The organism is Streptomyces sp. NPDC031466, assembly GCF_055581265.1.
In genome coordinates this window covers 450,566-471,315 of record NZ_JBVIJT010000008.1, presented here as the reverse complement: position 1 = coordinate 471,315, position 20,750 = coordinate 450,566, and the positions used below count along the sequence as shown (strand labels likewise).

The following is a 20,750-nucleotide window of genomic DNA, read 5'->3' as shown; positions in this document are numbered from 1 at the left end:
GGAGCCTGGCCGTGCCCCACGAGGTCCGTGCCGTCGTCGCCGTCAAGAAGGGCGCACCCGTCGAGGTGCGGACGATCGTCGTGCCAGATCCCGGTCCCGGAGAGGTGCTCGTCTCCGTGCAGGCCTGCGGGGTCTGCCACACGGATCTGCACTACCGGGAGGGCGCGATCACCGACGACTTCCCGTTCCTGCTCGGCCATGAGGCGGCCGGCACCGTCGAGGCGGTGGGCGCGGACGTCGTCGGCCTCGCCGCCGGCGACTATGTGGTGATCGCCTGGCGCGCCCCCTGCGGAGCGTGCCGTTCCTGTCGGCGCGGGCGCCCCTGGTACTGCTTCGACTCCCGCAACGCCGCCCGGCCGATGACCCTCCGGGACGGCACGCCGCTGAGCCCCGCCCTCGGCATCGGCGCCTTCGCCGAGAAGACGCTGGTCGCCGCCGGTCAGGCGGTGCGGGTCGATCCGGCGGCGCGCCCCGAGGCGGCGTGCCTGATCGGCTGCGGCGTGATGGCGGGGTACGGGGCGGCCGTGCACACCGGTGGGGTGGGCCGCGGCGACACCGTCGCGGTCATCGGCTGCGGTGGTGTCGGCGACGCCGCGATCGCCGGGGCGTCCCTGGCCGGGGCCCGGCGCGTCATCGCCGTCGACATCGACGACGCGAAGCTGGACGCGGCGACCCGCTTCGGCGCGACGCACACCGTCAACTCCCGCGGCACCGACCCCGTCGCGGCCGTCCACGAGCTGACCGGCGGTCACGGGGTGGACGTCGCCATCGACGCGGTCGGCACCGCGTCGACGTACAAGCAGGCCTTCTACATGCGCGATCACGCCGGTGTGCTGGTCCAGGTGGGGGTGCCCGACGCGGAGATGAGGGTCGATCTGCCGCTGATCGATCTCTTCTCGCGCGGCGGCGCCCTCAAGTCGTCCTGGTACGGCGACTGCCTGCCCGCGCGGGACTTCCCGATCCTCGTGGACCAATACCTCAGCCGCCGTCTCGACCTGGGCGGGTTCGTCTCCGAGACGATCTCCCTGGACGAGGTGGAGGCGGCCTTCGACCGGATGCGGCGCGGTGAGGTACTGCGCTCGGTGGTGGTCCTGTGAGCCGCTCCGCGGGCCGGGGGCCTCGTGTGGTCGTCATCGGCGCCGGAATCGTCGGCTGCTCGCTCGCCGACGAGCTGACCGCCCGCGGCTGGACCGATGTCACCGTGCTCGACCAGGGGCCGCTGCCCGCGCCCGGCGGCTCCACCTCCCACGCCCCCGGGCTGGTCTTCCGGACCGGACCGTCCAGAACGCTGACCGCGTTCGCGACGTACACGGTGGAGAAGTTCACCTCCCTCGAAGTGGACGGCCTTCCGTGTTTCCACCCCGTGGGCGGCCTCGAACTGGCCACCACGCCCGAGCGCTGGGCCGAGCTGCACCGCAGGGCCGGTCTCGCCGCCTCCTGGGGCGTCCGCGCCGAACTCGTCGGGCCCGCGCGCTGCAAGGAGCTGTGGCCGCTGGTGGACGAGAGCCGGCTGTACGGCGGTCTGTACACGCCGGACGACGGCTTGGCCCGCGCCGTTCCCGCCTGCCGTGCGCAGATGGCGCGGGCACGCGCGCGTGGAGCACGTTTTCTGGACCGCCACACCGTGACCGGCATCGAGCAGGACGGCGGCCGGGTCTCCGCCGTCGTCACCGACCGCGGCACCTTCCCGGCCGACCACGTCGTCTCGGCGGCCGGCTTCTGGGGCCCGGTCATCGGGCGGATGGCGGGCGTCGACGTGCCGCTGCTGCCGCTCGCCCACCAGTACGCGACCACCCGGCCCCTGCCCGAGCTGGCCGGGGCCAACGACCCGCGCACCGAGGCGTCGCGGCCGATCCTGCGCTTCCAGGACCGCGATCTGTACTTCCGGGAGCACATCGACCGCATCGGCATCGGCTCCTACGCCCATCGGCCGCTGCCCGTCGACCCGTTCGGCGTCCCCGCGTACGACGACGCCGAGAGCATGCCGTCGTCGTACCCCTTCACCGAGGAGGACTTCGCGCCCAGTTGGCAGGACTGCCGGTGGCTGCTTCCCGCGCTGGGGCGGACCGAGATCGAGGAGGGCTTCAACGGCGTCTTCTCCTTCACCCCGGACGGCATGCCGGTGCTCGGCGAGTCCCGTGCGCCGCGCGGCTTCTGGCTGGCCGAGGCGGTGTGGGTGACGCACTCCGCGGGCGCCGCCAGAGCGGTCGCCGAGTGGATGGTCGACGGACGCCCCTCCCTCGACCTGCACGAATGCGAGCTGACCCGCTTCGAGGACGCCCAGCGCTCCCCCGCGTACGTCGCCGAGCGGGCCGCCCGGCAGTTCGTGGAGGTCTATGACGTCATCCACCCGCTCCAACCGCCGGACGAGCCGCGTCCCCTACGGGTCAGCCCCTTCCACGCCCGCCAGCGGGAGCTGGGCGCCGTCTTCCTGGAGGGCGGCGGCTGGGAGCGCCCGCACTGGTACGAGGCGAACGCCCCCCTGGCCGAAGGGATCACGCTGCCCGCGCGCGACGCCTGGGCGGCACGCCACTGGTCCCCGACCGTGGCGGCCGAGGCCCGTGCCACCCGCGAGGGGGTGGCCCTGTACGACATGACACCCCTGCGCCGTCTGGAGGTCACCGGTCCCGGTGCGCTCGCCTTTCTCCAGCGCATGACCAGCAACAACCTTGCCAGGAGGCCCGGCGCCGTCACCTACACCCTCCTTCTCGACGAGGCGGGCGGCATCCGCTCCGACCTGACGGTGGCACGCCTCGCACCCGACCGTTTCCAGGTGGGCGCCAACTCCCCCGCCGACCTGGACCGGCTCCTTCGCCACGCCCCGGCCGACGTCCACCTCAGGGACATCACCTCGGGGACCTGCTGCATCGGTGTCTGGGGTCCCGCGGCCCGCGCGCTGGTCCAGCCGCTCACCCGCGACGACTTCTCGCACCTGGGGTTCGGCTACTTCAGGGCCAAGGAGACCTGGGTCGGGCACGTCCCGGTGACCGCGATGCGCCTGAGCTACGTCGGTGAGCTGGGCTGGGAGCTGTACACCACCGCCGACCTGGGGCTGCGCCTGTGGGACACGCTGTGGGAGGCGGGGCGGGCGCACGGGGTGGTCGCGGCCGGGCGGTCCGCCTTCAACAGTCTGCGCCTGGAGAAGGGGTACCGCGCGTGGGGCCACGACATGACCGCCGAACACAACCCCTACGAGGCGGGCCTCGGCTTCGCGGTCCGCATGGACAAGGGGGACTTCGTGGGCCGCGCCGCCCTGCAAGCGCTGGGTGAGCCTGCGCGAAGGCTCACGCCCCTGCTCCTCGACGACCCGGCCGCCGTCGTCCTCGGCAAAGAGCCCGTGTACGTCGACGGCGCCCCCGCCGGGTACGTCACGAGCGCCGCGTACGGCTACACCCTGGGCCGCTGCGTCGCGTACGCCTGGCTGCCGCCCCTGAGGGCCGGTACCGGCGTCGACATCGAGTACTTCGGCGAGAAAGTTCCCGCGACGGTCGCCGAGGAGCCCCTGTTCGACCCGGAGATGACCCGCATCCGCCGTTAACCGCCAGGAGGCGCCCGGTGTCCCCCACCTACGATGTGATCGTGATCGGCCTCGGCGGCATGGGCAGCGCCGCCGCCCACCACCTGTCCGCGCGCGGCGCCCGCGTCCTCGGCCTGGAGCGGTTCGGCCCCGCGCACCGGCGCGGGTCCAGCCACGGCGGCTCCCGCGTCACCCGGCAGTCCTACTTCGAGGACCCCGCGTACGTCCCGCTGCTGCTGCGCGCGTACGAACTGTACGACCGCCTCGAACGGGACACGGGCCGCGAGATCGCCACGCTGTGCGGCGGCGTGATGCTCGGCCGGCCCGACAGCCGCCCGGTCGCCGGCTCGCTGCTCTCCGCCGAACGGTGGGACCTGCCCCACGAGATGCTCGACGCGAAAGAGATCCGCCGCCGGTTCCCGACCCTCACCCCGGACGACGACGAGGTGGCGCTGTACGAGGCACGGGCGGGCCTGGTCCGCCCCGAGAGCACGGTGGCCGCCCACCTGGAGCTCGCCACGCGCGACGGCGCCGACCTGCGCTTCGAGGAGCCCCTGACGCGCTGGGAGCCCTGCCGGGGCGGCGTGCGCGTCCACACCGCCGAAGGCACGTACACGGCGGGCCATCTGGTGGTCTGCCCCGGCGCGTGGGCGCCGGAGCTGCTCACCGACCTGGGCGTGCCGTTCCGCGTCGAGCGGCAGGTCATGTACTGGTTCCAACCGGCCGGCGGCGTACGGCCCTTCCTGCCGGACCGGCATCCGATCTACATCTGGGAGGACGCGCGGGGCGTACAGGTGTACGGCTTCCCCGCGATCGACGGGCCCGAGCTGGGGGCCAAGGTGGCCTTCTTCCGCAAGGGCACGCCCTGTACGCCGCGGACCATCGAGCGGACGGTCCACGACCACGAGATCGCGGCGATGGCCGAGCAGGTGAGCCGGCTGGTCCCCGCGCTCCCCGGCCGCTTCCTGACGGCCGCCACCTGCATGTACTCCAACACTCCCGACGAGCACTTCGTCATCGCGCGCCATCCGGCGCACCCCGGGTCGGTCACCGTCGCCGCCGGGTTCTCCGGGCACGGCTTCAAGTTCGTGCCCGTGGTCGGCGAGATCGTCGCCGACCTGGCGCTGGACGGCACCACCGGGCAGCCCATCGAGCTGTTCGACCCCGCCCGGTTCGCCGCCGCGCCCGCCCGAGGAGTTCGAGCGCCTTCTTGAGGAGGACGACAACCGTGACGACGACCCCTTTGCCGCCGAGTCTCATCGCGACCCTCCCCGGCCGCTACTACACCGATCCGGAGATCTTCCGGCAGGAGCAGGAACGCGTCTTCGAAGCGCTCTGGTTCTGCGCGGTGCGCGCCGCCGATCTCGACGAGCCGGGCGCCTTCCGCACGGTGCGGGTCGGGCGGGAGAGCGTCCTGGTCACCCGCTCGCGCACCGGCGAACCGCGCGCCTTCCTCAACGTGTGCCGGCACCGCGGCGCCCGCCTGTGCGCCGAGGAGTCCGGGCAGGTCCGCCGCGCCCTCCAATGCCCGTACCACGCCTGGACGTACGACCTCGACGGCAGACTGATCGCCGCGCCCAACCTGGTCAGGATGCCGGACGTGGACCGTTCCGCGTACGGCCTGGTGAAGGTGGCCCTGCGGGAGTGGCTCGGCTACCTCTGGCTGTGCCTGGCCGAGGAACCGCCCTCCTTCGAGGAGAGCGTCGTCGGCGCGGTGGTCGAGCGGCTGGGCGACGCGGCCTCCATCGAGCGCTACGGCACCGAACGGCTCGCGCTCGGCCGGCGCGTCACGTACGACGTGCGCGCCAACTGGAAGCTGATCGTGGAGAACTTCATGGAGTGCTACCACTGCGCGACCATCCATCCCGAACTCACCGACGTCCTGCCGGAGTTCGCTGAAGGCTTCGCCGCGCAGTACTACGTGGGGCACGGCGCCGCGTTCGGCGCGGAGGTCGGCGGTTTCACGGTCGACGGCAGCGCCGGCTTCGGCCGCCTTCCCGAGGTCGGCGACCAGCAGGACCGCCGCTACTACGCGGTGACCGTGAAACCGACCGTCTTCATCAACCTCGTCCCCGACCACGTGATCCTGCACCGCATGTACCCGATGGCCGAGGACCACACGCTCGTCGAGTGCGACTGGCTGTACGCACCTGACGTCGTCGCCTCCGGAGCCGACCTGTCGAAGTCCGTGGAACTCTTCCACCGGGTCAACGTCCAGGACTTCGCGGCCTGCGAGCGCACCCAGCCCGCGATGGCGTCACGCGCCTACCGCGGGGGCGGGGTACTGGTGCCGACCGAGCACCACATCGGGCTCTTCCACGAGTGGCTCACCAAACAGCTCGCTACGTAGTGGCCGAAGAAGACCGCGCCGGCGGGGACGACTGCGCCGTCGGGCGCTTGTACATCCGCGTGGCCGTGATCTCGCCGTGCACCGTCTCACCGTCCGGGTCCTGTTGCGGCAGGCCGGGCCGCAGGTGCTCCTCGACGCTGATGTACTTCAGTCCCGCCCGCAGGTCCGCGTCGTTGCGCAACCGGATGACCAGCGGGAACTCCGCGAGCGCCGTCGTGTCGAACAGGCCGGTCGTATAGAGCAGCTGCACACCGAGCGCGTCGGAGACGGCCCGCTGGAGCTCCAGGAGGTACGTCGCGTTGGCGCGGCCGATGGGGTTGTCGAGGAAGAGCGTGCCGGCGTGCCGGTGCTTGTCCCGGCCCCGGTCGTTGCTGCGCAGGGCGGCCATCGTGCAGTACAGGGCGATGGCGGCGGTGAGCAGCTGTCCTCCGGAGAAGACGTCGCCCATCTGTCCGACCGGGACGCGCTCGGCGCGCAGCACGGCGTCCGGCTTGAGGATCTCGACGGCGACGCCGCGCGGCTCCAGCGCGGCCTGGACGCCGCGCAGCAGCAGGGACATGCCGTCGCGCCGCAGGTCCGAGTTCTTCTTCACGGCCGCGCGGGTGGCCTCGTCGATGACCTCGCCGAGGCGCTCCACGAGGGTGGCCTGGTCGGGCTCCTCGAAGCGGACCCGCAGGAACTCCTGGCCCGACCACTCCCCCAGGCCCTCCGGCAGGCGGGACAGGCGCTGGGCGGACCTGAGCGTCGCGAGAGCCGACTCCACGAGACCGCGCAGGCGGTCCACGATGCTGTCGCGGTTGCGCTCCAGCTGCGCCAGTTCGTCGGTCAGCACCCGCAGCCGGGGCGCGAAGGCGTCGGCCCACTTCTTGGCGTGCTCGGGCAGCGCGGAGGCGGGCAGCTCGCGGATCTGCTGGCGGGCGGGCGTGCGGACCTGCTCGTAACGGGTGGAGTTGGCGTGCCGTACGAGGATGTCACTGGCCTCGCGGACGGCGGTGTCGGCGGCGGACAGGTCGGCGGCGCAGCCGCGCAGGGAACGGCGGGCCTCGGCGGCGGCCTGGCGGGCCTCCTCCAGGGTGCCGGGGTAGGGGTCGGGCTCCTCTTCGGGGTCTTCCTGGTGCTCGCGCAGGAGGTCGCGCAGGAGGGCGGCCGTCTCGTCGAAACCGCCCGCCGCGTCCTCCGTGGCGCGGTGCGCCTGGAGCAGCGCGGCATGGGCTTCCTTGGCGCGGCCCAGCGCCTCGGTGTGCGCGGCCAGTTCGCCGGTGGCGGTGCGCAGCAGCGCCTGGGCCTGCTCGGCGTCGGCGGGGACCAGCTCTTCGGGCAGCTCGGTGTGGGCCTCCCCGTCCTCGGGGGCGTGCCGCTCGGCCTCGCCGCGCAGCCGGCCGAGCTGCTCGCTGGCGGTGGCGGCGCGGGCCTCGATGAGCTGGACCTGGGCCTCGGCGCGGGCGGCGGCGGCCTGCCGGGAGGGGCCGTCGGAGCCGTCGGTGCCTTCGAGGAGCAGGGCGGCACGGGTGCGCACCTTGTTGCTGAGCCGGTCCAGCTCGGCGAGGGCGGCGCTCTCGTCGCTCTCGGCGCGGGCCTGTTCGGCGCGCAGGTCGGCGCCGACGCCCACCTTCTCGTAGAGCTGCGATGCCGCGCGGTAGGCCTCGCGGAGGGCGGGCAGCGACGTCTTGGGGGCGTCGGTGTCCTCGGGGATGTCCTCGGGGGCGCCGGCGATCTCGGCACGCTCGGCGCGCAGCGCGCGGGCGGTGCGGCGGGCGTCGTCGGCGGCGCGCTGGGCGGCGCGGCGGTCCTCGTCGGCGGCGCGGGCCCGGTCCAGGCAGGTCTGGGCACGGGCCTCGGACTCGGCGGCGTCGTCGGCCAGTTCGCGCAGCTTGGTCTGCCAGCCGGCCCGCTCGCGGAGCCGGAAGGCGAGGCCGGCGAGGGCGTCGGCGACGCGCCGGGCGCGCTGGGCGGCCTCTTGGCGTTCGTCACGCACGCGTGCCGCCTCGCTCGCGGCCTCGTCGGCCTCGGCGCGGGCGGCGCGGGCCTCGGCCAGCTCGGCCTCGGCCTCCTCGGCGAAGGCGCGGGCCTCCTGGGCGGCGGTGGCGAGTTCGGCGAGGCGGCCGCTGGGGCAGCCGGCACGCCAGGAGGTGAGCCGGGCGGCCAGCTCGCGGTCCTTGGCGAGCCGGGCGGCGAGGGAGCGGATCTCCTCGTCCCGCCGGGCGGCCCGCGCGCGCAGCGCCTGGCGCTCCTCGTCGGCGGCGTGCTCGTCGTGCATGGCCGGGTTCGGCGGTACGAGGAAGACGCCGCTGTCGGTGGCCTGCTCGCCGGGCGTGGGGGCCAGGAGGGCGGCGGCGGTGCCCACGGCGACGGCCGAGCGGGGCAAGAGGGCGGCGTCGGCGAGGGCTTCGCGGGCGCGGGCGTGGGTGTCCGGGTCGGTGATGACCACGCCGTCGACCAGCTCGGGGCGGGCGGCGAGCACGCGCGCGTGGTCGGCGGGGTCGACGGCCTGGGCGAGATAGCGCCAGCCGGGCAGCGCGGGGATGCCGTGCTCGCCGAGGAACTCGACGGTGGTGAGGACGTCGGGGCCGGGCGGCAGCAGCCCGCCCTCACCGAGGGCGCCGAGGATGCGGGAGTCGTCGGCGGCGGCGGTGCGCAGGTCGAAGAGCTGCCGTTCGGCGGAGGCGACGCCTTCTTCGAGGAGGGCGCGCAGCTCGTCGGCGGAGCGGTCGAGCTCCGCGACGGAGAGGGCACCGCCCGCCGGGGTGGGGGCGCTGCCGGCCTCGGCGCCGCGGGGCCGCGGGACGGCGCTCACGCCGGTCGGCAGGCTCAGCAGTTCGGCGAGCCGTTCGTCCCCGGCGATGGACTCGGCTGCGCGGCGCTCCGCGTCGTGGGCGGCCTCGGCGGCGGTCGCGGCGTCCGAGGCGCGGGCGGCGGTCAGTTCGGCGCGGGCCTCGGCGGCGGCCGCCTCCTTGGCGTGGTCGGCGGTCCGGCGGGCTGCCTCGCGGGCGGTGTCCCAGGCGGCGACGGCTGTCTTCTCCGCGTCGCTCGCGGCGAGGGCGGCACGCGCGGGGTCGGCGTCGGGCGCGGTGTCGTCGAGCCAGCCCGCGCGCACGGCCTCGGCGGTCTCCTGCTCGACCTCGGTGAGGCGCTGGCGCAGGTGACCGGCCTCGCTGCGGGCCCGCTGGGCCTCGGTGGCGGCGGCGGTGGCGTCGCGGTGCGCGCTCTCGCCGGTCTCCTGGAGCGCGGCGGAGCGCTCCTCCTCCTCGTTCGCGACGTCCTCGGCACCTTCGGCGGCGGTGTGCAGGGCGCGCACGAGGTCGGCGGCGGCCTTCGCGCGGGCGGCGAGGGCGGGCGCGGCGTCCCGCTCGGCCTCGCGGATCGCGGCGGCCACGCGCGCGGAGCGGTCGGCCGCCGCGCGGTGGCGCAGGACGGCCTCGGCGGCCTGCCAGGCGGCGTGCAGCGTGCGGGCGTCGGCGAGTTCGCGGCGCTGGGCGGCGGCGGCCTTCTCGGCGACGGTGAGCGCCAAGGACGCGTGGCGGTAGGCCAGTTCGGCGGAGATGAGGGCGCTCTTGCCGCGGGCCTGTTCGGCCTCGGTGACGGTGTGGGCGGCGGCGGTGACCTGTTCGGCCAGTGTCGCGGCGCGCCCCCGCTCCTCGACGGCGCGGGCGGACAGGCGGCGGGCCAGGGTGCGGGTCCTGCGCTCGGCGCCCGCGTGCACGTCACGCGCGCGTGCCCGGGTGCCCGCGGCCTCGACGATGCGCCCGAGCAGGTCGACGGAGCCGGCGGTGAAGTCCCGCTCGGCCATCAGTTCGGCCCGTCGGCCCAGCTTGTTGCCGAAGCCGTGGACGAGGTCGGCGAGGCCGTCGGTGTCGCGGGTGTCCGTGACGGCGCGCAGCAGCAGGTCGGTGAAGTCGGAGTCCTTCTTGACGGCGAAGAGACCCGCGGCCTCGCCCTCGTCGGCGTTCATCTCCCGCTGGTAGCGGAAGAGTTCGGGGTCGAGGCCGAGGTCGCCGAGGTGTTCGTTCCAGCGGTCGTGGATCTCTTCCCAGTGCACTTCGAGGTGGGGGTAGGCCTTGGTCGCCTCGGTCAGCGCGTCGCGGAAGCCCTTCATGGTGCGTCGGCGTCCCTGCGCGCCCGAAGCGCCCTCCACGGAGGGCCGTACGGCGGTGGACTCGGCGACCGGCAGCGAGTCCAGGCTCAGGCCGGGGCCGGGCCGGAAGGAGTACCAGGCCTCGGCGAACTTCCGCGGGTCGTTCGAGACCTGGCGTCCCCGCCATTCGCTGACCTTGCCCACGACCACGCACTCACCGGTGAGGGTGTGCTGCCACTCCAGGGCGACGTGTCCGCAGTCGTCGGCGAGCAGGAACTTGCGCAGTACGCCGGAGCTGGCGCCGCCGAGGGTGTTGCGGTGGCCCGGCAGCATCACCGAGAAGATCAGCTTGAGCAGGACGGACTTGCCGCCGCCGTTCTCCAGGAAGAGCACGCCAGCGGGGGCGGGGCGGCGCGGCGGTCCTGTCGGCTCGTCCTCGAAGAACTCCGCCTGCGTGGGCGCGGGGTCGGGCACCTCGGCGCCGACACCGCGCAGGTCGAGCACGGTGTCGGCGTAGCGCGCACCGGCCGGACCGATGGAGTAGAGGCGGATCCGGGACAGCTCGTACATGGCGGCGGACTCTCGTCGTAAGTCGTGGGAAACAGCGGGGAGGTGCGGGGCGGGGCGGCGGCGCCCCGGGGGTCGGGAGTGGCCGCGGGGTCAGGAGTGGAAGGGCAGCCCCGCGTCGGCGGCCAGCTCCAGGTCGTCGGTGTCCTCGGGGGGCAGCAGCGTCGCCGAGCCGTCCGTGACCGGTACGACGCCCAGGTCGAGGAGTTCGGCCATGGCCGCGCTGCCGGCCATGTCGCGGACCTGGAGCTGGTAGCGGGCCGTGGTGCGGTACGTCCCTCCGGAGTCGTCGCCCGTGCGCTGGAGGAAGCCGGACTCGGTGAGGAAGGCGACGGCCTTGCCGACGATGCCGGTGGTCGAACCGGCGAGGCGGCGGGCGTCCTTGGTGGCCCCGGTGGAGCTGCGCCGTGCCCAGATCCGCCAGGCGGCCTCGAGTCCGGGGGCGTCGGTGGCCGGGTCGGTGTTCTCGCCCTGCTCCTCGGCGCGCTCCTCCAGGCGGCGGCAGGCCTGGCGTACGAACGCGTCGACGCCGTTGACCGTGACCCGGCCGATGTATCCGTCGTCGGCGAGGTCCTCGGGGCGCGGGAAGGCCATGGCGGCGACCGCGAGGTGTGCGAGGCCGTGCAGGAAGCGGTCGGTGGAGTCCGTCGCCGCGCGGCGGGCGTAGTCGCCCATGCGGACGGCGAAGACGGAGTCCTCGGCGGCGGTCACGGCCATACCCGCGCGCGGGGAGACCTCCAGGACGACGAGCCCGAGCCCGGTCGCGACGGCGTCGGCGAGCCGCGCGAAGGGCGGGTCCTCGCGGTAGCGGCGGAGCAGTTCGCCGTACTCCTGGTCGCGGGCGGGCTGGAGCTTGGGCTGCAGGCCGAAGGAGACGAGGCGGGCCGCGTCGGCGGCGTCGGCCGGGGTGACGGCCGCGGGGGCGGCGGGCGCCGTGGCGGAGTCCGGCTCGCCCCACGCGGCGTGCTCTGCGGGGTGGTCGGTCACGGCGTGTGCTCCTTGGTCGGGTGGGGCGTGCGGGGGCCGGGGTGACGCATGAGGCGGCCAGGGGGATGCCCTGTGGTGCGGGAGGGGCACCTGCGTGTACGGGAGTTCACGACGCCTCCTTCCGGTCGGCCGCCATGCCGGCGGCGTCCAGGAGGGCCGTGCCGACGATGAGGTCGGCGCCGCCGAACTCCTCGTCGTCCAGTTCGGTGCCGTCGTCCACGGCGAAGAGCAGCTTCTCCTCGCCCTGGCGGTAGGCGGTGCCCACCGGCGGGCTGGCCGCGTGGACGGCGAGGAGGGCGACCAGGTAGGGCAGTTCGGGGTCGCGCAGGCGGGCTTCGGCGAGCAGACCGGAGAGGCGGCGCGGCGCGTCGGCGGGCAGCGCGAGCAACTCCATGGCGCTCGCCAGCTGCTCCTCGCTGAAGCGGCTGTCGTCCGGGGTGGCGATGAGGTCGGGCTCGGGCATCTCCGCGCCGAGGTGCTCGCGCTCCATCGGTGGGGTGAGCAGTATGTCGACGAGGTCGCCCACCCGTACGGACACGGGGGTGCGCAGGCCGGTACCGCGCGCGAAGAAGGCGTCCGTCACGCGGATCGCCCGCTCGGCGGGGAGCGGCAGGACGGGTGCGAGGAGCTGCCCGTACAGGTCGAGCCCCGCGCGCGCGGTGGGCGTCGCGAAGGCCTGCCGGTCCTGCTCGGCGCGGAACAGGGGGCCCGCTTCGAGGAGGCGGGACTGCAGCTGGGTGTGGCGGCGGATGCAGTCCTTGACGATGTCGACGAGCTCGGCGGCGCGGCGTTTTTGCTCGGGGTCCTCGGACTCGTCGCGGGCCTTGCGGATGTTGGTCAGGATGGCGTTCTCGTGGCGGTAGCGGTCGGCCACGTGGTCGAGCGCCTCGGCGATCATGTCGGGGACGGTCTTGAGCCAGTCCACCGCCCGGACGTTGCGCCGGGTGGCGTCGAGGGCCTTGCGGAGCGTCTCCGAATACTGCACGGTCCGGTAGCGGGCCTGCTCGGCGGCGAGCTGGGCGTCGGCGAGCCTGCCGCGGCTGATGAGGACCTCCAGCTTCACCTCGGCGGCGATCTGGGCGCTGGTGACGTCCGTGTCGAGGGCGCCCACCAGGACGTTGACCGCCTCGTCGGTCGTGCGCAGATAGACGCTGCCGCCGTACCCGGGGACCTCTTCGAGGAGCTTGAAGTCGTAGTCCCTGCGGACGTACGTCCCGTCGGGCGCGAAGGTGCCGTACACCGCGCGGAAGCCGCGGTCCACGCTGCCGACGTTGATCAGGTTCTCCAGGACCCAGCGGGCCACGCGCTCGTGCTCGGCGGCGGGGCGCTCGGGGGCCTGCGCGGTGACGCGCGGGAGCAGCCTGGCGACGACCTGCTCGTGGTCGGCGCCGGTGTCGAAGTCCATGGTGAGCGTGACGAGGTCGATGGCGGACAGGGCCACCTCGGCCATCGCGTAGACCGAGTACTCGCCCGCGAGGTTGGCCTTGCGCACGTCGAGGTCGTGCAGCGGAGCCGTGCAGGCCAGAGCGCGCAGGCGGCGCGCCAGGCCCTCGTCGGCGGCCGGGCCCGTGGCAGGCCTCGGCCCCGCGCTGAGCTGGGGCGGAGCGGTGTCCGTAACGGCAGGCGAAGTCACGGTGCACAGACTAGGTCCTCGGTCTGACAACGGTCGAAACGGCGCAGAAGCGACCGGCTCCACGGCCGGGTCCGCCGCACCGGAACGTCCGTCTCGACCGCCCGCGGACAGCGATTTTCAGCCGCCCTCGGCCACCCGTCGCCCGTACACCTCGACGAGGCCCGCGAGCGAGTCCTCCAGATAGGCGGCGAGCAGGAGTTCGGCCCGCGCGGCGTGGCCCGCCCGCAAGGTGTCCAGGATGCGCTGGTTGCGTTCGAGGTAGGGCTCGTGGAGGCGGCGCGGATCGGCCACCACGTGGAAGGCCAGGCGGAGTTCGGCGAAGACGCTGCGCATCAGCTCGTCGGTGCGCTCGCTGCCGGCGAGGGCGACGAGTTCCCGGTGGAAGTGGATGTTGGCCGTGGAGACGCCTTTCCAGTCCTTCCCGGCGGCGGCCCGCACGCCGTCGGCGACGGCTCCGGCCACCCCGTCGAGGGCGAAGGGGGGCTCGCCGAGGCCACGGACCACCGCGCACTCCACGAGGCGGCGCGTGCGGTAGATGTCCTGGACGTCCTCGACCGTGAGGACCCGCACGAAGACCCCCCGGTTGAGCCGGTGGACCAGCAGCCGCTCGTGCGTGAGCAGGCGGAACGCCTCCCGCAGGGTGTTGCGGGACACCCCGAGCGCCCCGCCGATGCTGTCCTCGGACAGTCGCGTGCCGGGCGGGAAGTACCCCTCGGCGATGCGGCTCCGAAGGATGTCCGCGACCCTCTCCGCCGTACTGGTGCGCCCCAGGAGCGCACGGTCGTCGGCCAGTTCGCCCACTCCAGCCATCCCCTCAGCCATGCCCGGATTCAATCGCAGATGCGAGAACGGAACAACACGGGTATTGAGGGATCGTTCAACGATCCTCTACCTTGTGGCACCAGATCCCCGCTCCAGCACCCTCCCCGTCCCTCTCCTGCGAGGTGCCCATGAGCACGACTCCTCCACCCCAGGCCACCCCGGCCGAGACGGGCGACGGCGTACCCGCCGACGTGCGTGACGAACAGGGCGGACTCCCCGACGACAGCGGAGCGTTCGGCTGGCTGCGGGCGCTCGGCCCGCGCGGCCGCCGAGCCTTCGCCGGCGCCTTCGGGGGCTACGCCCTGGACTCCTACGACTACTTCACGCTGCCGCTCAGCATGGTGGCGCTCGCCGCGTACTTCGGCCTGGACAGCGGCCAGACCGGGCTCTTCACCACCGTCACCCTCGTCGTCTCCGCCGTGGGCGGCGCCGTCGCCGGTGTGGTCGCCGACCGGATCGGGCGCGTGAAGGCGCTGATGATCACGGTGGTCACCTACGCGGTCTTCACCGTCGCCTGCGGCTTCGCGCCCGACTACGAGACGCTGCTGGTCTTCCGCGCCCTGCAGGGCCTCGGCTTCGGCGGTGAGTGGGCGGTCGGCGCGATCCTCGTCGCCGAGTACGCCACCGCCGAGAACCGGGGCCGCACCCTCGGCGCGATCCAGAGCGCCTGGGCCGTGGGCTGGGGGCTCGCCGCGATCGTGTACACCGTGGTCTTCCAGTTCCTGGACGACGACCTCGCCTGGCGCGTGATGTTCTGGACCGGCGCCCTGCCCGCCCTCCTGGTGATCTATGTGCGCCGCAACGTGCACGATGCCCCGGAGGCGGCCGCCGAACGCCGCGACAGCGCCCACAAGGGCTCCTTCCCGGCCATCTTCAAGCCGGGGCTGCTGCGCGTCACGTGCTTCGCGGTACTCCTGTCCACCGGGGTGCAGGGCGGTTACTACACGCTGGCCACCTGGGTCCCCACGTATCTGAAGACCGAGCGCGGCCTGACCGTCGTCGGCACCGGCGGCTATCTCGCCTTCTTGATCTCCGGTGCCTTCATCGGCTATCTGACCGGCGGCTACCTCACCGACAAGCTCGGCCGCAAACGGAACATCACGCTCTTCGCCTTCCTCTCCGCGGCCAGCATCCTCGCCTACACGAGCATCCCGGACGGGGCCAACGGCCTTCTCCTTGTGCTCGGCTTCCCGCTGGGCTTCTGTATGTCCGCGATCTTCAGTGGCTTCGGCTCCTTTCTCAGCGAGCTGTATCCGGCCGCCGTGCGCGGCACGGGCCAGGGCTTCACGTACAACACCGGCCGCGCGGTCGGTGCCGTGTTCCCCACCATGGTCGGCTTCCTCGCCGACAGCTGGGGCGTCGGCGGCGCGCTGATCTTCGGGGCGCTCGGCTACGGCCTCGCCGTCATCGCCCTGTTCGGCCTCCCGGAGACGCGAGGGAGGGAACTCCTGTGACCGCCGAAGAGACCAGCGCCGCCCTGGCGCGCGCCGCCTTCCGCGCCGGCGAGAGCAGCCCCACCGCGGGCCGGGCGCCGGGGTTCACCCAGGCCAACCTCGTCTCCGTCCCCGCCGACTGGGCGTACGACATGCTGCTGTTCTGTCAGCGCAACCCCAAGCCCTGCCCGGTGCTCGACGTCACGGACGCGGGCTCCTGGACCACTCCGCTCGCCCCGGGAGCCGATCTGCGCACGGATCTGCCCCGCTACCGCGTATGGGAGCACGGCGAGCTGACCGACGAGCCCACGGACGTCGTCGACCGCTGGCGCGGCGACCTGGTGTCGTTCCTCATCGGGTGCAGCTTCACCTTCGAGTGGGCACTGGCCGACGCCGGGGTGCCGCTGCGCCACGTCGAGCAGGGCCGCAACGTCCCGATGTACGTGACCGCGCGCCCCTGCCGCCCGGCGGGGCGCCTGCGCGGACCCATGGTGGTGTCGATGCGGCCGGTCCCGCCCGGCGCTCTCGCCGCCGCCATCAGGGAGAGCGCCCTGATGCCCGCGGTGCACGGTAGCCCGGTGCACTGCGGCGACCCGGCGGGGCTCGGCATCGAGGATCTCGGCCGGCCCGACTTCGGCGACCCGGTGACCGCCGGGCCGGACGACATCCCGGTGTTCTGGGCGTGCGGGGTGACACCACAGGCCGCCGTGATGGCGTCCAGGCCTCCCTTCGCGATCACCCACGCGCCGGGCAGGATGTTCCTCACGGACGCCCGGGACGAGCAGTACCGCGTGGCCTGAGAGCCGGGGCCCGCGGCACCGCCGTATCCGGGTGCCGAGAACCGCCTGACCGTCGACAACCGCCCGACCGGCGAGAATCCACTGGCCGCCGAGAACCAGGAGACCCGCGCCGATGAGCACCACCTCCATCGATCTGAACGCCGACCTCGGCGAGGGCTTCGGCCGCTGGCACCTGACGGACGACGAGGAACTGCTGTCCGTCGTCACCAGCGCCAATGTGGCCTGTGGCTTCCACGCCGGGGACGCCGTCACCATGCGCAGGGTGTGCGACCGGGCCGCCGAGCGCGGGGTCCGGATCGGCGCGCAGGTCTCCTACCGCGACCTGGCGGGCTTCGGGCGGCGCGCCATGGACGTGCCGGCGGCGGAACTGGCGGCCGAAGTGGCCTACCAGATCGGCGCCCTGGAGGTCTTCGCCCGGGCGGCCGGTACGCGCGTGTCGTACGTGAAGCCGCACGGCGCGCTCTACAACCGTGTCGTCCACGACGAGGAGCAGGCCCGCGCGGTCGTCGAGGGCGTGCTCCTCGCCGGCGGCTCGCTGCCGGTCCTCGGGCTGCCCGGGTCGCGCTTCCTGGAGTCGGCGGAGCGGGCCGGGCTCCCGACCGTCACCGAGGCGTTCGCGGACCGCGCCTACACCGAGGAGGGCACGCTCGTACCGAGGAACGGCGAGGGCGCCGTCATCACCGAGGCGGACGCCGTGGTCGAACGGTCCCTGGAAATGGCACGCTCCGGACGGGTCACCTCTCGCACGGGCCGTGAGATCGCGGTGCGCGCGCGGTCATTGTGCCTGCACGGCGACACGCCGGGCGCGGTGGACCTGGCCCGCCGGGTCCGGGCCCGCCTGGAGTCGGCGGGCGTACGCGTGGAGGCCTTCGCGTGAGGGTGTTGCCGGTGGGCGGGCGGGCCCTGCTCGTGGAACTCGCCGACGGCGCCGAGGCCCAGGCCCTCCACGCGGAACTGCTGCGCCGCCGCGCGGCCGGCTCCCTGCGGGTGGGCGAGATCGTCCCCGCGGCCCGCACGGTGCTCCTCGACGGCCTGGACGAGCCCGCCCGGGTCCGCGCCGAGCTGCCCGGGTGGGTCATTCCGCCGCTGCCCGCGCGCGCGGGGGCCGTGGTGGAGATCCCGGTCAGGTACAACGGTCCGGACCTCGCGGACGTCGCCGCGCACTGGGGCGTGGGCGTTCCCGAGGTGGCCCGGATCCACTCGGCGGCGCGGTTCCGCGTCGCCTTCTGCGGGTTCGCGCCCGGGTTCGGGTATCTGACGGGGCTGCCCGAGCGCTACGAGGTGCCGCGCCGGGCCACGCCCCGCACCTCGGTCCCCCCGGGCAGCGTCGCCCTCGCCGGGCCGTACACGGGGGTGTATCCCCGCGCGTCGCCCGGCGGCTGGCAGCTGATCGGCACGACGGACGCCGTGCTGTGGGACCACACACGCGTGCCCGCCGCGTTGCTCTCCCCCGGCATACGCGTCCGCTTCGTGCCGCATGGTCCGCCCCCGGCCGCGCCACCCACCGCGCCGGACGCCACCCGGGAGCGGCGATGACGGACCGGGCCTTCGCCGTCGCGCGGGCCGGCGCGCTGACCACCGTGCAGGACCTGGGGCGCCCCGGGTACGCGCACCTCGGGGTCCCGCGCTCCGGCGCCCTGGACCTCCCCGCCGCCCGCCTGGTCAACCGTCTGGTGGGCAACGCTGCCGACGCCGCCGTCCTGGAGACCACCCTGAACGGCTGCGCGGTGCGCCCCCGGCGCCCCGTGACGGTGGCCGTCGGCGGCGCGCCCTGCCCGGTGACCGTGGACGGCCGGCCCGCCGCCTGGGGAGCGCCCGTACGGGTGCCCGCGGGGGCGGTCCTGGACGTCGGTGGTGCCGTCTGTGGAGTGCGGTCCTACGTCGCCTTCGACGGGGGTGTGGCCGTCGAAGCGGTGCTCGGCAGCCGCTCGTCGGACCTGCTCTCCGGGCTCGGCCCTCCCCCGCTCGCGGACCGGGCGGTGCTACCGCTAGGCGCCCCGGCCGGGCCGCACGCACGCGTGGACAGCGCCCCGCAGCCCGCCCCGCCCCGGGAGCTGGTGCTGCGGGTGACGCTCGGCCCACGCGCCGACTGGTTCACGCGGGCGGCACTGGACACGCTCACCACGCGCGCGTACCGGGTGTCCTCGGCGAGCAACCGCATCGGACTGCGCACCGAAGGTCCGCCGCTGGAACGCGCGGTCCACGGGGAACTGCCCAGTGAGGGCATGGTGCTCGGCTCCGTACAAGTGCCGCCGGACGGCGGGCCCGTCGTCTTCCTCGCCGACCATCCGACCACCGGGGGCTATCCGGTGGTGGCGGTCGTCCGGGAGGCCGACCTGGCGGCGGCCGCCCAGGCAACGCCCGGCACACCGGTGCGCTTCGTGGGCACGGGCCGGCGTTGACCGGCCCGGCCGCAGGGCGTCCCGGGCGGCAGGGCGGGCGGGCGCTACACCGCGGGCGCGTCGGCGTCGGGGCCGATCCTGCTGCGTACCGCGGTCTGCACCTCGTCCTCCTCGGCGGGGTCCGCGGCGAGCCTGCGGAGCCGGTTGACGACACGGGCGTCACCGGTCTCGGCGTGCCGTGCGGCGACCCCACGGGTGGTCTCCTCGCAGTCCCACAGGCACTCGACGGCGAAGCCGGAGGCGAAGGTGGGGTCGGTGGCGGCGAGCGCGCGGGCGGCGCGGCCGCGCAGATGGGACGAGGCGGTCTCGCGGTAGACGTGGCGCAGCACGGGGGCCGCGCAGGCGATGCCGAGGCGTCCCGCGCCGTCGACGAGCGTCCACAGCGTGGGCGCGTCGGGCCCCTCGCCGCGGACCGCCTCGCGCAGCGCGGCGAGCACGAGCTTGCTGTCCTGCGCGCTGCCGCGGCAGGCGAGGACGCGACCGGCGGCGGCGCCCAGGGCGTCGGGGCGGTAGGCCCAGCGCCGGGCCCATTCGACGGCGGCGACGCTGCGCATCCGCTCGAAGGCCTCGGTCGCGGCCTCCACGACGGCCGGGGAGTGACTCGCCACGGCCCGCTCGATGAGGTCGAAGACCTCGGGGTCGTGGGCGTCGGCGAGATAGCGCAGGGCGGCGCCGCGGGCGCCGTCGGAGCCGGCACGGGCGGCCCGGAGGATCTCCGGGCGGTCCTCGGGTCCCGCGACGGCGCTCAGGCAGCGGGCGGCGGGCACATGCAGCACGGCGCCGCGCTCCAGGCCCTCCTGGGCCCAGTCGAAGACGGCCTGGACGCTCCACCCGGGGCGCGGTCCGGCGGGTCGCATCTGGCGCTGCCAGCGGTCGAAGGAGCCCTGTTCCCGCGCGGCCCGCACGCGGGCGCCGATCTCGGGGCGGGAGTCCTCCTCCCACAGCCGCCAGGGCCGTGGTTCATAGGCGTCGCGGACGGCGGCGGCCAGGTCGGCGTCGCCCTGTGCGTCGGCGGGGAACCTGGCGAGCACGGGCGCGGCGAGGGCGCGCAGGCCCGCGTCGTCGTCGCGCAGGGCCAGCTCGTCCAGGGCCCAGGCCCAGTTCGCGCCGTGGGCGGCGTACCGCCTCAGGAGCGCGAGGGCGTCGGGCCTGCCGTACGAGGCGAGGTGCCCGAGGACGGCGAGGGCGAGCCCGGTGCGCGAGTCGTCCGGGTCCAGGACGTCCTCGGCATCGAAGAGGTGCCGCTCGATCTCGCCGAGCCCGCCGTGCAGGTCGAGGTAGAGCCGGGCGTAGTACAGCGAGCGGTTCTCCACCTGCCAGTCGTGGCGTGGATCGTTGAGCACGCAGTGGTCGAGGGCGGCGAGCGCCTCGGACCGGGGTGCCGTGAGTGCGTGCAGCGTGCCGTCGCCGCGGCCCCGCTGCAGCAGGCCGAGCAGCGTACCGCTGGGCGCTATGACCGGATCGAACATGGGAAACAGCCTCACATCAAGCGTCGACGCAACCGGGAATCACGCATTACCTGGCCGCACGCCAACACGTCGGGCCGCCCGCCGTCTCTTGCTTGTCGAAGACCATCTTCCTCTGCCTCTCGTCCGTGGCCCTTAAGGGTTCCCGGACCGAGGTCCGGGGGCGGGCCGCTCACGGCCCACGCGGTTCGGCGCCTTCTGCCCCACCGTCGCGTCCGTGAATCACGTCGTCATGATGACCCGGCGGTCATGTCCGCCGCGACCACATTTCCAGCGCCCCCGTCACTGCTGCCCGGTTACCCGTTCAGAGCGCCCCGAACAGTTCCAGCAGCTCCGTCTTCTGGAACATCCGTGCGGTGTCCAGCGCCGACGGCGTCCCCGCGGCCGGGTCGGCCCCGCCGTCCAGGAGCGCGCGGATCACCGCGTGCTCGCCCTTGAAGACGGCTCCGGCGAGCGGCGTCTGGCCCCGGTCGTTGGCGCGGTTGGCGTCGCCGCCGCGCTCAAGGAGGGCCCGGACCGCGTCGGCGTGCCCGTGGTAGGCCGCCAGCATCACCAGGGAGTCTCCGCTGTCGTTGGTGAGGTTGGCCGGGACACCCGCGTCCACGTAGGCCGTGAGCGCCGCGGTGTCCCCCTGACGGGCCAGATCGAAGATCTTGGTCGCCAGCTCCACGACCTCGGGGTCGGGGGCTTCGCTCATGGGG

15 protein-coding genes are annotated in these 20,750 nt (G+C 74.2%); 9 read left to right on the top strand and 6 right to left on the bottom strand.

Annotated features, from left to right (window positions below; translation table 11 throughout):
- Positions 1 to 11 precede the first annotated feature (11 nt).
- Genes ACZ5GP_RS22440 through ACZ5GP_RS22425 form a run of 4 tightly spaced genes read left to right on the top strand, consistent with a single transcriptional unit; the run spans position 12 to position 5,867 of the window.
- Positions 12 to 1,097, top strand: a complete 1,086-nt coding sequence (locus tag ACZ5GP_RS22440) for an S-(hydroxymethyl)mycothiol dehydrogenase (RefSeq protein WP_468752503.1) — start codon at positions 12 to 14, stop codon at positions 1,095 to 1,097.
- Positions 1,094 to 3,538, top strand: coding sequence for a GcvT family protein (locus ACZ5GP_RS22435; RefSeq protein WP_468752502.1), 2,445 nt, complete (start codon positions 1,094 to 1,096; stop codon positions 3,536 to 3,538). Before ACZ5GP_RS22440 ends, ACZ5GP_RS22435 begins: the two co-directional genes overlap by 4 nt.
- Positions 3,539 to 3,555: 17 nt before the next feature.
- Positions 3,556 to 4,731, top strand: coding sequence for an N-methyl-L-tryptophan oxidase (gene solA, locus ACZ5GP_RS22430; protein WP_468752501.1), 1,176 nt, complete (start codon positions 3,556 to 3,558; stop codon positions 4,729 to 4,731).
- Between the two features lie 14 nt (positions 4,732 to 4,745).
- Entirely contained in the window at positions 4,746 to 5,867 is a 1,122-nt protein-coding gene (locus ACZ5GP_RS22425; RefSeq protein ID WP_468752500.1) for an aromatic ring-hydroxylating oxygenase subunit alpha, read from the top strand.
- On the opposite strand, the gene ACZ5GP_RS22420 is transcribed toward ACZ5GP_RS22425, so the two are convergent.
- The 4 genes from ACZ5GP_RS22420 to ACZ5GP_RS22405 all read right to left on the bottom strand — a co-directional run bounded on the left by ACZ5GP_RS22420 (position 5,860) and on the right by ACZ5GP_RS22405 (position 13,948).
- On the bottom strand, positions 5,860 to 10,509 hold the full coding sequence (locus tag ACZ5GP_RS22420) for a hypothetical protein (RefSeq protein ID WP_468752499.1): 4,650 nt from the start codon (positions 10,507 to 10,509) through the stop codon (positions 5,860 to 5,862). The two genes, ACZ5GP_RS22425 and ACZ5GP_RS22420, sit on opposite strands and share 8 nt — an antisense overlap.
- A 90-nt stretch (positions 10,510 to 10,599) precedes the next feature.
- Positions 10,600 to 11,493 carry a hypothetical protein gene (locus ACZ5GP_RS22415; protein WP_468752498.1) on the bottom strand — a complete coding sequence of 298 codons (894 nt, stop codon included), beginning with the start codon at positions 11,491 to 11,493 and terminating at the stop codon, positions 10,600 to 10,602.
- A 106-nt stretch (positions 11,494 to 11,599) separates the two neighbouring features.
- Positions 11,600 to 13,126: a hypothetical protein gene (locus ACZ5GP_RS22410; RefSeq protein ID WP_468752497.1), complete on the bottom strand. Its 1,527-nt coding sequence runs from the start codon at positions 13,124 to 13,126 to the stop codon at positions 11,600 to 11,602.
- Between the two features lie 117 nt (positions 13,127 to 13,243).
- Positions 13,244 to 13,948, bottom strand: a complete 705-nt coding sequence (locus ACZ5GP_RS22405) for a GntR family transcriptional regulator (RefSeq protein ID WP_468752496.1) — start codon at positions 13,946 to 13,948, stop codon at positions 13,244 to 13,246.
- Positions 13,949 to 14,076: 128 nt separating this feature from the next.
- Here ACZ5GP_RS22405 and ACZ5GP_RS22400 point away from each other — a divergent pair, with 128 nt between their 5' ends.
- The 5 genes from ACZ5GP_RS22400 (at position 14,077) to ACZ5GP_RS22380 (ending at position 18,583) form a co-directional block, all read left to right on the top strand.
- The gene (locus ACZ5GP_RS22400) at positions 14,077 to 15,402 is read left to right on the top strand and encodes an MFS transporter (RefSeq protein WP_468752495.1); all 1,326 of its coding nucleotides are present in this window, start codon (positions 14,077 to 14,079) and stop codon (positions 15,400 to 15,402) included.
- A complete protein-coding gene (locus ACZ5GP_RS22395) occupies positions 15,399 to 16,181 on the top strand; it encodes a putative hydro-lyase (protein ID WP_468752494.1) in 783 nt (260 codons plus the stop codon). The genes ACZ5GP_RS22400 and ACZ5GP_RS22395 overlap by 4 nt, the downstream gene beginning before the upstream one ends.
- A gap of 112 nt (positions 16,182 to 16,293) precedes the next feature.
- Positions 16,294 to 17,058: a LamB/YcsF family protein gene (locus ACZ5GP_RS22390; protein WP_468752493.1), complete on the top strand. Its 765-nt coding sequence runs from the start codon at positions 16,294 to 16,296 to the stop codon at positions 17,056 to 17,058.
- Complete coding sequence (locus ACZ5GP_RS22385) at positions 17,055 to 17,717, top strand: 5-oxoprolinase subunit B family protein (RefSeq protein ID WP_468752492.1); 663 nt, start codon at positions 17,055 to 17,057, stop codon at positions 17,715 to 17,717. Before ACZ5GP_RS22390 ends, ACZ5GP_RS22385 begins: the two co-directional genes overlap by 4 nt.
- A complete protein-coding gene (locus tag ACZ5GP_RS22380) occupies positions 17,714 to 18,583 on the top strand; it encodes a 5-oxoprolinase subunit C family protein (RefSeq protein WP_468752491.1) in 870 nt (289 codons plus the stop codon). Before ACZ5GP_RS22385 ends, ACZ5GP_RS22380 begins: the two co-directional genes overlap by 4 nt.
- 44 nt (positions 18,584 to 18,627) lie before the next feature.
- Here the strand turns inward: ACZ5GP_RS22380 and ACZ5GP_RS22375 are convergent, their stop codons facing one another.
- Both ACZ5GP_RS22375 and ACZ5GP_RS22370 read right to left on the bottom strand, forming a co-directional pair.
- Positions 18,628 to 20,052 carry a HEAT repeat domain-containing protein gene (locus tag ACZ5GP_RS22375; RefSeq protein ID WP_468752490.1) on the bottom strand — a complete coding sequence of 475 codons (1,425 nt, stop codon included), beginning with the start codon at positions 20,050 to 20,052 and terminating at the stop codon, positions 18,628 to 18,630.
- 301 nt (positions 20,053 to 20,353) lie between these two features.
- Positions 20,354 to 20,746 (bottom strand): ankyrin repeat domain-containing protein, encoded by a 393-nt coding sequence (locus ACZ5GP_RS22370; protein WP_358588072.1) that lies wholly within the window; start codon positions 20,744 to 20,746, stop codon positions 20,354 to 20,356.
- Between the last annotated feature and the right edge of the window lie 4 nt (positions 20,747 to 20,750).

Excerpts from the sequence above, each read along its gene's own strand:
- ACZ5GP_RS22420 (WP_468752499.1), bottom strand. The coding sequence starts at position 10,509 with ATGTACGAGCTGTCCCGGATCCGCCTCTACTCCATCGGTCCGGCCGGT.
- ACZ5GP_RS22405 (WP_468752496.1), bottom strand. The coding sequence starts at position 13,948 with ATGGCTGAGGGGATGGCTGGAGTGGGCGAACTGGCCGACGACCGTGCG.
- ACZ5GP_RS22400 (WP_468752495.1), top strand. The coding sequence starts at position 14,077 with ATGAGCACGACTCCTCCACCCCAGGCCACCCCGGCCGAGACGGGCGAC.
- ACZ5GP_RS22390 (WP_468752493.1), top strand. The coding sequence starts at position 16,294 with ATGAGCACCACCTCCATCGATCTGAACGCCGACCTCGGCGAGGGCTTC.
- ACZ5GP_RS22380 (WP_468752491.1), top strand. The coding sequence starts at position 17,714 with ATGACGGACCGGGCCTTCGCCGTCGCGCGGGCCGGCGCGCTGACCACC.
- ACZ5GP_RS22375 (WP_468752490.1), bottom strand. The coding sequence starts at position 20,052 with ATGTTCGATCCGGTCATAGCGCCCAGCGGTACGCTGCTCGGCCTGCTG.
- ACZ5GP_RS22370 (WP_358588072.1), bottom strand. The coding sequence starts at position 20,746 with ATGAGCGAAGCCCCCGACCCCGAGGTCGTGGAGCTGGCGACCAAGATC.